10 protein-coding genes are annotated in these 15100 nt (G+C 52.1%); 6 read left to right on the forward strand and 4 right to left on the reverse strand.

The annotated features are described in order from the left end of the window. Nucleotides 1-15: 15 nt before the first annotated feature. The gene (locus tag CRO57_RS10520) at nt 16-1656 is read right to left on the reverse strand and encodes an AfsR/SARP family transcriptional regulator (RefSeq protein WP_097153422.1); all 1641 of its coding nucleotides are present in this window, start codon (nt 1654-1656) and stop codon (nt 16-18) included. Nucleotides 1657-1835: 179 nt separating this feature from the next. On the opposite strand from CRO57_RS10520, the gene CRO57_RS10530 reads away from it, so the two are divergent. Next, nucleotides 1836-2978 (forward strand): phosphatase PAP2 family protein, encoded by a 1143-nt coding sequence (locus CRO57_RS10530; RefSeq protein WP_141401217.1) that lies wholly within the window; start codon nt 1836-1838, stop codon nt 2976-2978. A 396-nt stretch (nt 2979-3374) separates the two neighbouring features. Here the strand turns inward: CRO57_RS10530 and CRO57_RS10535 are convergent, their stop codons facing one another. After that, nucleotides 3375-5513 (reverse strand): S8/S53 family peptidase, encoded by a 2139-nt coding sequence (locus CRO57_RS10535; protein ID WP_097153425.1) that lies wholly within the window; start codon nt 5511-5513, stop codon nt 3375-3377. 186 nt (nt 5514-5699) lie between these two features. Here CRO57_RS10535 and CRO57_RS10540 point away from each other — a divergent pair, with 186 nt between their 5' ends. Further along, the gene (locus tag CRO57_RS10540; protein WP_097153426.1) at nt 5700-6122 is read left to right on the forward strand and encodes a hypothetical protein; all 423 of its coding nucleotides are present in this window, start codon (nt 5700-5702) and stop codon (nt 6120-6122) included. Between the two features lie 45 nt (nt 6123-6167). On the opposite strand, the gene CRO57_RS10545 is transcribed toward CRO57_RS10540, so the two are convergent. Next, entirely contained in the window at nt 6168-6980 is an 813-nt protein-coding gene (locus tag CRO57_RS10545; RefSeq protein ID WP_210200839.1) for a FadR/GntR family transcriptional regulator, read from the reverse strand. Between the two features lie 381 nt (nt 6981-7361). Here CRO57_RS10545 and CRO57_RS10550 point away from each other — a divergent pair, with 381 nt between their 5' ends. The 4 genes from CRO57_RS10550 (at nt 7362) to dld (ending at nt 13621) form a co-directional block, all read left to right on the forward strand. Then, nucleotides 7362-8423 (forward strand): TRAP transporter substrate-binding protein, encoded by a 1062-nt coding sequence (locus tag CRO57_RS10550; protein WP_097153427.1) that lies wholly within the window; start codon nt 7362-7364, stop codon nt 8421-8423. Nucleotides 8424-8654: 231 nt separating this feature from the next. Continuing rightward, entirely contained in the window at nt 8655-10721 is a 2067-nt protein-coding gene (locus CRO57_RS10555) for a TRAP transporter large permease subunit (RefSeq protein WP_097153428.1), read from the forward strand. Nucleotides 10722-10743: 22 nt separating this feature from the next. Further along, nucleotides 10744-11895: an alpha-hydroxy acid oxidase gene (locus CRO57_RS10560; RefSeq protein ID WP_097153429.1), complete on the forward strand. Its 1152-nt coding sequence runs from the start codon at nt 10744-10746 to the stop codon at nt 11893-11895. Between the two features lie 43 nt (nt 11896-11938). Next, on the forward strand, nt 11939-13621 hold the full coding sequence (gene dld, locus CRO57_RS10565; RefSeq protein ID WP_097153430.1) for a D-lactate dehydrogenase: 1683 nt from the start codon (nt 11939-11941) through the stop codon (nt 13619-13621). A gap of 7 nt (nt 13622-13628) precedes the next feature. Here dld and CRO57_RS10570 read toward each other — a convergent pair whose 3' ends face one another. Further along, a complete protein-coding gene (locus CRO57_RS10570) occupies nt 13629-15017 on the reverse strand; it encodes a KAP family P-loop NTPase fold protein (protein WP_097153431.1) in 1389 nt (462 codons plus the stop codon). Between the last annotated feature and the right edge of the window lie 83 nt (nt 15018-15100).

Consider the following 15100-nt stretch of genomic DNA (forward strand, 5'->3'; position numbering starts at 1 on the left):
AACCCTCGAAAATCTCTAACAAGCTGCTTGTGAAAAATCACGCAAATGATCATAGTCCAGCTTCAACAAACCCGAATTCCTCAAGGTGCGGTTTGGGTAGTTTATATTGGTCAAGAATTTTTCTATATTGAAACCTGGTTCAAGATAGAGCAACCGACTGGCAGCCCTATGAGCCTTCTCTGTTTCGCCAAAATAGGTGTAGAGGCTGATCATCTGCCTCAATGGCGGACGAAAACGGGGGGACCGACGCGCAGCGGTTTCTGCCATTTTCAGAGCCTCTTCGTAGCGTTCGTTCGCGATGCAAGAAAGGCAATGATACAAATCCCACCAATGTCGAAAAGCGGAACCTTGGGCAATTTTGCGACTGCGGAGTGAATAATCATAAGCACTCTTGCTATCACCGCAAATCAACCGCGTTGCCGCCATGGCCTGCAACGCAAAGGCGTTGGAAGGGTTTTTCTCCAAAGCCGGTGTAGCAAGATCAATGGCATATTCTTCATCACCAAACAGCATGACTTGCACAAGCGCCAGCAGTGATAAAACAACACTGTTATTGGTACCCTCATACAAGCATTGTTCAATCAATATCTGAGCCTGTCTTTGCAGCACGTTCACGTTCGGCTCAAACAGCTCAACCGCCTGAACCGTGCGAATAAGTGCTTTCCAAGCAAGGAAAACCGGATTGGGTTCATTGCTATATGCCATATCCAAACTATGGTCAGCACTCAGCAGCGAAGCCCGATCAAATCGAAATATATCCTGGATGGCATTATATTGATGATGTCGTGCTATCCGTCTCGGATCCTCGCCGGCCAAAGATTGTGCAGTTTTCTCCATCACCGCCTCAGCCGCATCAAAGCTCAGGCGCTGAAACTCCAAATCGGCATCAAGCGGCATCGTGCTTGCGAGCTTGATTGTGCCAGAATAGAGAAGCTGCTGGTTATGGCAGGAAGCAATGTCCATAACCAGAAAATCATCATCTGTACCGCTGATAATGTTACAGGTCAGATCCAGATCTGCACGCCGCTTTGCAACCTTCTCGGTGCCGACAGATTTCGAGACGAGACATTCGGCCCCGACCGTCTCAATGATTGACTGTCCCAGTTGGAAAGAGGAATGGCGCGCAATCAAAAAGTTCTGTGAATTCTCCTCAGCTTTAGCATACGGCAGGGCGTTACAACGAATGGTCAGAGGTTGGCGTGTTCCTGCAACGTCATGTGTCACAGGCCGTTTCACGGATCGAAAAAAGGACTGCATGTCCTGATGCCAGATTTGAAAGGCAGCATCAGGGATACACATGCCTTCCAGAAACTCCATGGACCCGTCCGAGGAAATATCCTCTAGGGACTGAATGTCAAAGACATCAGGTGCCAGCGCTACGGTTTGACGATTGGTATTAAGAAGAAGAGGTCCATCTGGTAGAATTTTGCGAATGGCCATAAGAGCTTGACGCAAACTGCCACTGGCTTGCTCGGGCGCGCGATCACTCCACAAATTTGCTTCCAGCCATCGTCGAGAACGCTCATGTGTGTTTGATGACGCCAGCATGGCCAGCAGCGCACAGGCGCGAATGCTGGATGGCGTGACATCCTGACCATCCTGCAAGAACACCTTAAAAGGCCCAAATAACTGCAATTTTACAATTGATTGAGACATACCCTCATCGCTCCCTTGTCCATGAAAACATACTTCCTGTCCAAAAAAAATGCTCGACATGGGGTCATTCGTGAATTTTTCGTGATTTCGCGCCTTTGAGGTCCTTCAAAAATTGACATCCGAAGCAATACCGAAAAATCATAGCTGGCAATTGTTTCCAGATTGAACAGGAGTGAAGCATGACAACAGAAGGCGGACATGGTGGGCATGGCGGCCATGGTGGACATGGCGGGCACGGAGGACATGGCGGGCACGGCGGACATGGTGGGCACGGCGGACATGGTGGGCATGGCGGCCACGGTGGGCATGGTGGGCACGGTGGACATGGCGGCCACGGAGAACACGCTGGAAGTGCAAGCTCCCCACTTCTGAATCTGGCACTTGCCAGCACTCGCGATGGCTTGCATCTTCACTGGGACAATGAAGTCCAGACGCCTGAGCCCAACCGTCAGGGTCGCAAAGCCTGGAGCGCATTTTCTACGATGGATCGTCGTGAACGCAATGCTGTGTTGGACACAAGCTTGCTATCAAATATCGCCATCCATATCCCGAACAATGACAAGAAAGCCCAGAACTCAAGAAAAGTCCGCATTTTTGGAAAAACAGCTTTGACGCTCACTCGTCCAACCGTCAAGGAGTTCCGCGATCAGCTGGATAGAGTCATGAGTTCGGCCCACCTACGCATGGATCGTCTCGAAGAGATCAATGTTCAAATTGGAGACATCACTTCCTTCTTCGGTAGCTTGATCTATTTGCAGGGCCACAGCACCAAATGGACACTGGAATTGATTGATGCTGTGCTCCGGCTTTGCTCCGCAATCGAATTTCCGCTTAAAATGCAATTTGATTGCCCTCGCCCGATCACGTTCGACAATCGCGTGCAACCTATCATTCAAACTCCGACCCATGGCACCTGGCCAAGCGGCCATGCAACCGAAGCATTTGCATTGGCAACAGTTCTGTCCGCACTGACCGGCAATGAAGATTGGGTATCGGCCAAGGATGGCCTGTTCCGACTGGCCGGTCGCATAGCAGACAACCGAACTGTTGCAGGAGTACATTTCCCTACCGACAGTTATGCTGGTGCCTTTTTGGGTGTAACCATCGGTCAATATGTCGTGGCCTGTTGTACCGGAAAAGACGAAAGTCTGGAAAAGCGCAGTTATCAAATTGGTGACGAAAATTGGCAAGATTTCATCCCATCTGAAATCGCAACCTTGCTTGGAGACAATGCAAACAATTGGTCCGGTGAACTAGAAAAGGTTGATCCTGTCCTCGGTCAACTTTGGAAAAAAGCGAAACAGGAGACCGATCTTTCATAGATCACGAGGAGGTCCCTGCCAGAATGGTTTTGGGCGCGCAATTCTTTGATTGCAGCTCCGCTGCATGGCGCAGTCCAAAACCATTTTGTGCAGCTTTCAGATTGCCCCAAATAGTAGAAGCCCGGTTCGGAGGTCCGAACCGGGCTTCATCTTGCGTGCATGATTTCTTCGCTCACCAACAGCTCAATCATCTTGTGAAGCAGCTATAATGTTGCCATTACCCACTTCATTTTGCCAGCCAGCAGAAGATCCCGCATCTCGATCAACTGCCAGGCACGCAAGGGGAGGACTCGGGTTCAAATATTCAAGATGCACCACATAGTCGCAATTGCCCTCCCCAATTCCCGTACATTTCTATTTCAACTGAATACATGCCATTCAAAAATCATGGCATTTCTAAAAACGATCTTCGCCCGGCTCCAATGGGTAGCGGGTATCAATCACGACATCTCCCAGTCGCGAAACATCATCTTCGGGAATGTTAGAAACATCGGGTTGTTCACCGTTAATCTCAGTGAGAGCCAGATTGCGAGCCTCCAAAGGAGCGGCCGCACTGGTTCCACTCAAACGAGACATGGACCCGCTGAGAGTTCCACAGGCCAATTTTCCAGCATGCACATCCTGGCGTTCTATTAAATGTGACCGCTTTGGTTGCTCACCAGACCAATCAGCCCCTTCCGAGCTATAGCCAGCAGGCAGATATTCATGCTTCTCACCCAACATGGCAGCGCCAACGCTAAAGATGCTATCCCCCAGTCCACCAGGCAATAAATGTGCAGTACTCAAAGCGCTATTGGTCCCCTTGTGAGTGATTGCTCCATCATCGGACAAACCGGAAAAATCTCTATTCCGCTGATCCCATTGATGCGAGTTGAAATTGTCAAAGTAGGATTGGCGACCGCCTTTGATATAGCCAGGGGCCGTATCACCCCGTTGAATTTGCAGAACAAATTCACGAGAGCCTGATACATCAATAATATCAAGTTTATAGGCTCCAGATGGTGCCATAACGCCACCCTCAATGCGATCCGCTGTCGGAGCCATGGCACACACCAGCATCGCTGGCTGCGTAACGCCTTTCTCAAAAGCTCTGGGTGGTACATGATAGAGCCTTCCGATAACGCACTCGTCATACTTGAGATCGGCATGGGTGCCCTGCTCTGGTGGAGCGCCCTCATAGACAATCTCGCCATTTGGCATTTTCAACACCATCAATGTGGTCGAAAGCAACTCGCTGTCGAAGGTTCTGGATGCGACGCCCCTGTGAACCGGACGAGAGCGGATTTCCAGATAACTGGTAGTGGGATCGTCGGGTTGCAGGACCCACTCCAGCAGATTGGGCAATGCCCCGAGAGGTTCTCCATGGCACAGCGTTGCAACCTGCTGAGATTCATATCTGTTTCCATACGGGAAAATGATATGGGTCCTGCGCCCCGTTGCCTTCCGCCACCTTTCGACAGTTTCTGCCAACGCATATTCCACAAAATGACTGCCATTTTTCGGGCCTGCCAAAAATCCCATGGACACTGTGATGATCAATGGCTCCTTCCCGCCATCAATCAAGTGAGCACGCGCCAAAATCCATCTTGCAGCCATCACCAGATAGGGGGCAAAACGCACTCCGGAGGTATCCTCCACCGTTTCTGGCGGCAATTGAACACCAAGCAATTTGAGGGTGTCCACCGGATCTCCCCTCTTTCCGAACGCCAGATCAGCTACCATTGTTCCATGACTGGATGCATAGGACAGGCTCTGATGCGCCTCCGTCCCAACAATATCTTCCATCAGCAACCGATAGATATCATCTTCCCGCTCACCCGCAGCAACCTGCCTGAGAAACGCGCCCAGGTCCTCATTCTCGAAAACACGACCGAGATGCACGCTGGAGATACTTTTCGAGGGCTTTTCAATCGCCTGCATCCAGAAGGACGCAAAGCGTGATTTCTCCTGATGTTCAGTAAAGGACTTGTTCAGAAATCCAATTCCATCATCAATGATTGCCATGATGGGGCCTGAATTATCGGCAAAGCCATGTTCAAGATCGATTGCATGCACCTCACCACTCATTGGAACGGCAAGACCGATATCCAGAATTTCAAAATGCTTGCTAAAGGACTTGATGCCCGTTTTGAGCAATCGTTCAACTTTGGAACTGGCCATGTAAACATACATCGCCGTTGGACGAAATTGCTCTGGAGCCTTGGAGGCTTGAGCACTCCACTCAACGTGAATAGCCACCGCTTCATGCAGATCAAGCACGATAACCGGATCAGATGTGCTATCCCCTTCCTCCACCAGTAGCTGAGAGATCCGAGAAGCGAGCTTCTGACGCAAACCGTCATGGGCCCTTGCTTGATCGGAATCAACTTTCAACAGATCGGATCGCTCAAAGAATTCATGTTTTTCTCTAATAAAAACGGGGTGATATAGATTTTCACCCGCTGTCGTCATGCGGTCAGATGCAACCTGCATAGCCCAATCGATATAGGGAGAAAGCAAAGCTGCTGAATTTTTATTTTTTTCCTGATCTGACATGAACACCCTCCTTGCCGACGACAGGTTCCAAGATTGCCGGGTGCTTCTGGACAGGTCAAACAAATCGGGCATCGAGGGTCAACTATTCGCGGAAGATTCACGCTACTCACATTTTAATTGGTGCAAGATAGCAGTGTTCGTCTGATTTGAAGCGCACCCCACCAAGACGGGAGAAGACAATAATTGATGTGCAGGTTTAAGCAGCTTGCTGGCGGCACCTTCTACAGCAAAAACGAGTCTCAATTGACTGGCAATTTCAGATTCGTTCAGGAGGATGGCAAAATCTGGCTGGAAACATCCGATAATTTCAGGTTTTCCGGTTCCCCTTCCCCCGGCTGGGTTCTGATGGCCTATCAAAAGAATGACAGCCGACCCAATATCTTTGATGCAGCCATGCATAATAGGATTTGTGCGATCTTGCCACCGTCACGTAAACCTTATTCTCAGTTGAACGGTCAACACCGTTTCGCAATACCGGAGCATCTTTGCATTTCCGAGTTCAACTGCCTGATTGCATGGTGTTACGGGCGCCCGGAACTATTGGGTCTCGGCATGTTTGGCGATCCATCTACGGCTGAAGCACAAATAGAAATATGCCAACAATTCTAACTCAATATCTCTACTGACAGAATTCCTTTTGACAAACATATCAACTCAACCCTCGCGGCCGGCGCGGTCTATGTCGTCCAGGATTTTGCGTTTCTTGGCAAACACTTCCAGCCGCACCCGCTCCTGCCAGGTGCGATAGGATTCTTCGACGAAACTCAGATGATCCAATGAGGCTTTCTCGGCGCGGCCCGGATCGCCCTCAATGATCGACATGCCCAGTTCGATATGCTGTTCCAATAACTTCTTGCCAGATCCATCGATGGTGCGCAGGAAATCGCGGTTATAGAAGACCCCCTGCCGGGTCAGGTCATAGATGGATGCCATCATATGAATGAGAGTGGTATTCTGGCTGGCATCAACAATGGCCGAATGCAAATTCATGTCCGCCTCGCGTGAGGCCTCCATGTCATCCTCTTCCCAACTGGTTTTCATATCTTCCAGAATGAGACGGATACGTTCCTTGTCATGCTCAGTCGCGCGCTGAGCAGCAAGCCGCGCGGCAAAAGCTTCCTGCGCCTTTCGATATTCCAGGTAATCATGAAAAGCCGCCCCATGACGAGAATAAAGCGCCAGCAAGGCCGGTGACATGGCACGCCCGGTGAGGCGGGCGACAAAAGCCCCTTCCCCGTGGCGCACGGTGATCAGACCATTATTCTCCAACCGCTGCAAAGCTTCGCGCACCTTTGGTCGAGACACCCGTGTCTGTTCGGCAAGGTCGCGCTCGGACGGCAATTTGCGGCCCTCCTTCAGCACGCCATTGACGATCAGCACTTCGATTTGCTCGACGACAGCATCGGCAACCGTATCGTGATCAACGGGTTCAAACGGGGTCAAAGGCATGGGAAATTCAGAGGACATTTTATCTCTCTATCGGTCAATTTACTGACAGTGAGTGTAGTCAAAATACTCTAAATTGCAAATTCGGAAATGATGATTTCCCGCCTTTGGTAGAAAAAATTGACCGATACCAAACAAAGTTAAGCTCCGAGAGGCAGGCTTTGATTCAAAAAGACAAAGATCAAATAATAATATAAATTACAGCTATTTAAATAATATTTGAGTTCTCAAAACTCAGCAAAAAATCTTCTTTCAAAAACCCGCATTCGACCTAAGTGGTAAATTTTATTGTTGACTTAGATATTTGGTAAAGTTTATTTACCTCACCAGGAACGGGCAATGACTGCCCACCATCCTGAGCCGCAATCGCGGCTTCGATATCGAGATATCTGGGAGGATAGAATGAAGAAATCATTTGCAGCTCTGGCTCTTGCCGCAACCATGCTGACCGCACCTTTGGCTACTGGCGCACTGGCTGCCGACAAGCTGCTGCTGAAAACCCCTATTGCCTTCTCCACGTCTCTGCCTGGCCTTGGCTCCCCAATTCCACGGGTCGCAAAACAGCTGAACGTCATGTCCGGCGGCACGCTGAAGATGAAGGTTTATGAGCCTGGCAAACTGGTTCCAGCTTTTGAAATTCTGGATGCAGTATCTTCCGGCAAGATCAATTCCGGCTACACCACCGCTGGTTACTGGGCAGGTAAAATTCCAGCCGCTCCGCTCTTCTCCGCCGTTCCATTCGGCCCGGAAGCTGGCGAATACATGGCTTGGCTTTACTACGGCAACGGCTTGGCTCTGTATCAGGAAATGTATGATCAGGCTGGCTTCAACGTCAAAGTTGTTCCTTGCGCCATCATCGCACCAGAAACCTCTGGCTGGTTCGCAAAAGAGATCAACAAGCCAGAAGATCTTGATGGTCTGAAAATGCGCTTCTTCGGTCTTGGCGGCAAAGTCATGCAGAAGCTTGGCGTAGCGACTTCCCTGCTGCCTGGCGGCGAAATCTTCCCGGCACTGGAAAAAGGTGCAATTGACGCCACCGAATTCTCCATGCCAGCGATTGATGCCCGCCTCGGCTTCCACAAACTGGTCAAGTACAACTACTTCCCAGGTTGGCACCAGCAGGCAACCGTCTTTGAGCTTCTGGTGAACAAGGATGTCTGGAACAAGGCTTCCGATCAGCACAAGGCAATCATCGAAAACGCCTGTAAGGCTTCCATGACCGACAGCTTTGCAGAAGGTGAAGCAATTCAGCATGACGCACTGCTTGATAACGTCAACAACAATGGCGTGAAAATCAAGAAGTGGAACGACGAAATGCTGTCAACCTTCCGCAAAACCTGGGACGAAGTGGCTAAAGAAGAAGCAGGCAAAGACCCATTCTTCGCCAAGGTTCTGGGTGACATGCAGACTTTCCGCGATGGTTACACCATCTGGAAAGAAAACGCTTTCCTCCCACGCAAATAGTGGTGGTGGCAAGGGGGGCGGTGCGAACGACACCGCCCTTTTTGCTTTCAGACTGTCCAGAGCCTGATCCGCTCTGCAGCTGGCACTCAGCGCTCTGGACATTTTTTTCGCGTATATTGATCTGACGCACCAGGTCACAAATGACACGCGCTCGAATTCACATTGCATACCCGCCCCTGCTGACAAAGGAGGGTTTGGCGCATTGCATGAGCAATGGGTGAGGAGACCATAATGGCCGAGAAATTCCCCCAAACCGATGATCCGATTGAGATTTATGAGACGATCCTGGAACATGAGGATCGCGACAAACAAGCCCTTGCCGTAGGCATCGATCATGCCATCAAGGGTGTTGGTCATGTTGTCATGTGGGCCAACCTCCTGCTCATCGGTGCCATTGTAACCCAGGTCACCTGTCGCTATCTGTTCAATCTGAACTTTCCAAAACTTGATGAGCTCCAGTGGCACTTCTATGGTCTGGTGACCATGGTCGGCATCTCCTATGCCCTTGTCACCGACAGCCATGTGCGCGTCGACTTGCTGCATATCCAGCTCAGCCAGCGCGCCCAGCGTATCATCGAGGTCATCGGCATTCTCACCCTGCTCGCTCCTTTCATCTATCTGATGGTGGATCAGGGTTATGACTATTTCGCCGAAAGCCTGCGCGTCAATGAGCGTTCAAACAGCCCCATTGGTCTTCCCGCCCGCTGGGCTTTCAAAGCCATCATCCCGATCAGCTTCGTGTTGCTGGGCCTCGCCGCTCTTGCCCGCCTGATCCATGATGCCCACGCCCTGTTCGTCGATGCGCCCGAAGAACGCAAAGGCTCCGATCTGCGCCTCATCGTCTGGGCTCTGCTCGGCTTTGCCGTCGTGGCCGTCGCACTGACCTTCCTCGTGCATACCACCGAGGAAAAGCTCGTCATCGCCATGTTCCTGACCTTCGTGGCCCTGCTCTTCACTGGCTTCCCGGTTGCCTGGACGCTGGCCGGTGTCGGCGTTGCCTTCTGTGGTCTGGCCTATCTGTTCGACAATGGCATGATGAACTGGACCGGTCTGGAAGAGACCCTGACCGGCCTTGATTATCTCAGCCTTGGCGCTGTGGTGAACCGCGTCTATGCCACCATGTCCAATGCGGTGCTGGTCGCGCTTCCCATGTTCATCTTCATGGGCCTGATGCTGGATGAATCCGGTGTGGCAGAGCGCCTGATGAGCTCCATGCAGCGTCTGTTTGGCACCGTACGCGGTGGTCTTGCCATCACAGTGACCATGATCGGCATCATTCTGGCGGCCTCTACCGGCATCATTGGCGCTTCTGTTGTGCTACTCGGCGTGCTGTCTTTGCCATCCATGATGCAGCAGAAATATTCGCCAACGCTGGCTGCTGGTGTGGTCTCGGCCTCCGGTACGCTTGGCATTCTTATTCCGCCATCCATCATGCTGGTCATCATGGCCGACCAGATGGCCCTGTCCGTGGGCGATCTGTTCATGGCTGCGGTCTTCCCCGGCGTGCTGATTGGTGTGCTTTACCTCAGCTATATCTTCATCCTGTCGCTGGTAAAGCGTGACGTGGCTCCTGTGCCAGAGGGCGCAACCCGCCCGGATTGGGCCGCCGTCAAGGATGTTGCCATTGCCGTCTTGCCAACCCTTGGCCTGATCCTGGCCGTGCTTGGCTCCATCTTTGCGGGCATCACCACCCCGACCGAGGCTTCCGGCATCGGCGCGATTGGTGCAACCCTGCTGGCTCTTGGCTATCGCCGCCTGACCATTCGCAAGCTGGTGAATGTGCTGAAATCCACCTTCAACACCACCGCCTATATCTTCGCCATCTTCCTTGGCGCGACCATCTTCTCCTATGTTCTGCGTGAGCTGGGTGGCGATGCGCTGATTGAAGAGATGATTGCAGGGGCAGGCTTCGGTGCCACAGGTACGGTTCTCATCATCCTCTTCATCGTCTTCCTGCTTGGCTTCGTGCTGGATTGGATCGAGATCACTCTGATCGTGCTGCCGCTGATGCGCCCGATCGTCAATGGTCTGGGTCTGGATATTCCTGGCTTTGGCGTGGTCGATGAGCCTGCCCTGATCTGGTTCGTCATTCTGGTGGCAGTGACGTTGCAAACGTCCTTCTTAACGCCGCCGGTGGGCTTTGCGCTCTTTTACTTAAAAGGGGTCTGTCCGCCAGAGATCAAGCTGACCGACATCTATAAAGGCATCATCCCGTTCGTGATCCTGCAGTTGCTCGGCCTTGCCTTTGTCTTCCTCTGGCCGGAACTCGCCACCTGGTTACCGTCCGTCGCCTATTAACTGCCAACAAAGGAGTGAAACCATGCGTCTCAGTCAATGCCATAACTTTCACGACTTCCGGCAACTGGCCAAGCGACGGCTGCCGGGCCCCATCTTCAACTATATCGATGGCGGAGCCGATGACGAGACAACCCTTCGTCAGAACACCAGCTCGTTCGATCATTGCGATCTGCTGCCATCTGTTCTGACCGGCGTGTCTGACGTCGATATGTCCGTCACCGTGATGGGCCAGAAGCTGGATATGCCGGTCTATTGCTCGCCAACTGCGCTGCAACGGCTCTTCCATCACAAGGGCGAGCGCGCCGTAGCTGCGGCGGCCGAGAAATATGGCACCATGTTTGGCGTCTCTTCCCTTGGCACCGTGTCACTGGAAGAGCTGCGGCAGAAGCACAAGAACCCGCAGGTCTATCAATTCTATTTCCATAAGGACCGGGGCCTGAATGCGGCCATGATGCAACGCGCCAAGGAAGCGGGCGTCGAGGTGATGATGCTGACCGTAGACAGCATCACCGGCGGCAACCGCGAGCGCGACCTGCGCACCGGTTTTTCCATTCCCTTCCGTCTGACCCTGGAAGGATTGATCCAGTTTGCCATCAAACCCATGTGGGGCATCAATTATGTCACCCATGAACGGTTCCGCCTGCCACAACTGGAAGAGCATGTGGACATGGGTGGCGGTGCCAGCTCCATTGGTGGTTACTTCACCGAAATGCTGGATCCGTCCATGAATTGGGACGATGTGGCCGAGATGGTGCGCGACTGGGATGGCCAATTCTGCCTGAAAGGCATCATGACTGTCGAAGATGCACGCCGCGCAGCGGAGATTGGCTGCACCGGCATTGTTCTTTCAAACCATGGGGGCCGACAGCTGGATGGCTCCCGCACGCCATTTGACCAACTATCCGAGATCGTCGACGCAGTTGGGGACCGACTGGACGTTATGATGGATAGTGGTATTCAGCGCGGCACCCATGTGTTGAAGGCGCTCTCACTGGGAGCCAAGGCCGTCGGTATTGGTCGCGGCTATCTCTACCCACTGGCCGCGGCGGGTCAGCCTGGTGTAGAGCGTGCCCTCGGTTTGATGCGCGCAGAGATTGAACGTGATATGAAGCTGATGGGCGTGACCAGCGTCGATCAGTTGAGCCGGGACAGCGTCCGGTTTCGCGGTCAATAAGTCAGCCAGTCATAAGTCTGTTTGTCAGTAAGGGAGAAGTGGTGTGAGCCATCAGGATGTGATCAAGACCTTTCGCTCCATTGTCGGAAAATCCCATGTGCTGACCGGTGACCGGCAGACAGAGCCATTTCGCAAGGGCTTTCGGTCTGGCGAGGGCGAGGTGCTGGCCGTGGTCCAGCCCGGCACGCTGCTGGAACAATGGCAAATCCTGAAAACCTGCGTAGCCAATGACCTCATCGTCATCATGCAGGCCGCCAATACTGGCCTCACCGAAGGTTCCACCCCCAAAGGCACCTATGACCGCGAGGTCGTGCTGATCAACACCCGTCGCATGGACGGCCTGCAAACGCTGGATGGCGGCAAACAGGTGATCAGCTTCCCCGGTGCCACCCTCTTTGCACTGGAAAAGCTGTTGGCCCCATTGGGGCGCGAGCCTCATTCCGTCATCGGCTCGTCCTGCATCGGCGCCTCCATCATTGGCGGCGTCTGCAACAATTCCGGCGGCTCACTGGTCGAACGCGGCCCGTCTTATACCGAGCTTTCCCTCTTTGCCCGCATATCTGAGGACGGCCAGCTGGAGCTTGTCAATCATCTGGGCATTGAACTGGGCACCACGCCGGAAGAGATCCTCTCTCGCCTGCAACAGGGCAATTATTCAGATCGCGATATGGAAGCTTCCAATCGCAAGGCGTCCGATACCGATTATGAAGCCCGCGTGCGCGATGTGGATGCCGACAGCCCGGCCCGCTTCAATGCCGACAAGCGCCGCCTTTATGAATCTGCCGGATGCGCTGGCAAGCTCGCCGTCTTTGCGGTGCGTCTGGATACCTATCCCAAGAATAAAAACGAGCAGGTCTTCTATATCGGCACCAATGAGCCATCGGACCTGACCGAACTGCGCCGCCATATCCTTAGCCAATTCGAGACCCTGCCCGTCTCTGCCGAATATATGCATCAGGAATGCTATGACCTGACCGAGAAATACGGCAAGGACACAGTGGTGATGATCGACAAGCTCGGCACCGATCGCCTGCCCACCTTCTTTGCCCTCAAGGGCAAGGTTGATGCCTATATGAAGAAGATCCCGCCCCTGTCCAATCTGACAGACCGGGTGATGCAGATCGCAGCTGGCGTCTGGCCGACCATTCTGCCCAAGCGCATGCGCGATTTCCGCAAACACTACACGCACCATCTGATCCTGAAGGCCCGCGATGAAGGCATTGAGGAAGCACAATCCTATTTCGACAGCTTCTTTGCCGACAAAGAGGGCGATTTCTTCGCCTGCGATGCCCGCGAGGGCAAGATTGCGGGCCTGCATCGCTTCGCCGCCGCCGGTGCCGCCGTGCGCTATATGAATATCCACGAGCAGAAGGTCGAAGGCATTCTGGCCCTCGATATCGCGCTGAAACGCAATGACCGTGACTGGCTGGAACAGCTACCAATTGAGCTCAATGATCAACTGGTCAGCCGCCTCTATTACGGCCACTTCCTCTGCCATGTCCTGCATCAGGATTACATCGTCAAAAAGGGCGTGGACCTGACCGAGCTGAAAGCCAAGATGCTGGAGATCCTAGACCAGCGCGGCGCAGAATATCCAGCCGAACATAATGTAGGCCACCTCTATTGCGCCAAACCGGACCTGGCCAATTTCTACAAAGACATAGACCCCACCAATTCCCTCAATCCGGGCCTGGGCAAAATGTCAAAGAAGAAGTTTTATGGGTAGGGTGGCCTTATGCCATTTCATTCATGTCTTCTTTTTCAGGGACAAGGACTGTAGCCACCGCATCCAGCACCGCTCGATGTGTTGGGATGTAATGGGGAGATAAGAAAACGAAAACCTTTGCCCAGTCATCATTTTCGTAACCATCAGGCAGTTTATATCGATCATTCGGTAACTCAGCGAGTTCTGGCCCATTATCTCGAAGAATTCTAGTGAGGTCTTCTGCCAATAGGGCCAACTGAAAAGACGGATTTTCCTGAGAAACATCACCTCTATTTAGCAATTTTCTTCCTTCCTCCGGTGTCAGAAAGCTCCGAGGTAGAAACCCCATATGGATCCCATCTCCTACAACATCGCTAAACGCGAGAAAAACAAGAAGGGGAGCATCCAATGGGCGATCCGCATGGCAGCGCAACGCCACTTCTACCTTTAGCAAAATGCGTTTTACTTTCCTCATTGATAGGCCAGTATGTACGGCAAGTTCTCCAGCAAGCTCAGCTGCTCGCTCCACTGAGAACTCTTTGTCCTCTCCAAATGGAATAGCCAACGGCAAGCCCGTTGCCATTGAATATACTGCATTTTTAAAGGCATCCTCCTTTGGACCCAATCCAAGACGAATATCGACAAATTTATCGAGATATTTCTCATCATTCTGAGCATCACCAAAGCGATGTTTTGCCAATGCTTCCAAATAATCTGCATTGACCATAAGACAGAAAACAAAAGGCGAGTCTCGAAAAATCAAATTCATTGCTTCAAGGAAGGAAATTGCATAGTCAGGATGGCATCGATCCAATTCATCAACGATCACAACAACTCGCTCATTCTCGGCTTCCTCGATCAATGCGGAATGAAGTACCTCCAACTGCTGCGGTAGTTCCTTTTTTCGTACATTCTCCGCTGCCAATTGCGCAGATATCAGAGCGCCTGCTGCATTAGACATGCCATCACCAAGGTCTTTGATAACATTGTCCAATGCATCAAACTCGTCCAAAGCGTCTTGCGCTTTGTCAGTCGCCGCATCAATAAGTTCGTCCGCACCACTTTTCAAAACAGCTTTAAGTGCCACTCGCCCACCGACTGCCAAGAGTTTTTTCGTAGCGGACATAACTTCTTGCAGTTTCTCAGGATCTTCTTTTGGAAGAATTTCAACCAGAGCACCCAAGAGCGTCACCACCGGATCACCTGAATGATCAGACTTCAAGACGTCCAACTCAGCAACCACTTCACCTAACTGACGCAAATGCTCTGCCCAAGCCGTACGGAAGAAGGTCTTCCCCCTACCAAATCCCGCCTCAATCGAAATTACTTTGGAGGAATTCATCGACTGGATTAGTTTCGTGAAGGTTTCACCAATCTCTTGATAACCCAGTTTGTCCTCTTTCCACGGATCACTCATAAGCCAGTGCCTCAAAGCTCTTTTTATTAGAAATATTCTTCAGCACCACCTTTACACGAGTCGACAATACTGAGAAAGAACGA

The sequence above is a fragment of the Cohaesibacter gelatinilyticus genome, from assembly GCF_900215605.1.
GTDB classification, from domain to species: domain Bacteria; phylum Pseudomonadota; class Alphaproteobacteria; order Rhizobiales; family Cohaesibacteraceae; genus Cohaesibacter; species Cohaesibacter gelatinilyticus.

Bases quoted from the DNA above. Each gene is read 5' to 3' on its own strand.
- CRO57_RS10555 (WP_097153428.1), top strand. From the start codon at position 8,655: ATGGCCGAGAAATTCCCCCAAACCGATGATCCGATTGAGATTTATGAG.
- CRO57_RS10560 (WP_097153429.1), top strand. From the start codon at position 10,744: ATGCGTCTCAGTCAATGCCATAACTTTCACGACTTCCGGCAACTGGCC.
- CRO57_RS10520 (WP_097153422.1), bottom strand. From the start codon at position 1,656: ATGTCTCAATCAATTGTAAAATTGCAGTTATTTGGGCCTTTTAAGGTG.
- CRO57_RS10540 (WP_097153426.1), top strand. From the start codon at position 5,700: ATGTGCAGGTTTAAGCAGCTTGCTGGCGGCACCTTCTACAGCAAAAAC.
- CRO57_RS10570 (WP_097153431.1), bottom strand. From the start codon at position 15,017: ATGAGTGATCCGTGGAAAGAGGACAAACTGGGTTATCAAGAGATTGGT.
- CRO57_RS10530 (WP_141401217.1), top strand. From the start codon at position 1,836: ATGACAACAGAAGGCGGACATGGTGGGCATGGCGGCCATGGTGGACAT.
- CRO57_RS10545 (WP_210200839.1), bottom strand. From the start codon at position 6,980: ATGTCCTCTGAATTTCCCATGCCTTTGACCCCGTTTGAACCCGTTGAT.
- CRO57_RS10535 (WP_097153425.1), bottom strand. From the start codon at position 5,513: ATGTCAGATCAGGAAAAAAATAAAAATTCAGCAGCTTTGCTTTCTCCC.
- CRO57_RS10550 (WP_097153427.1), top strand. From the start codon at position 7,362: ATGAAGAAATCATTTGCAGCTCTGGCTCTTGCCGCAACCATGCTGACC.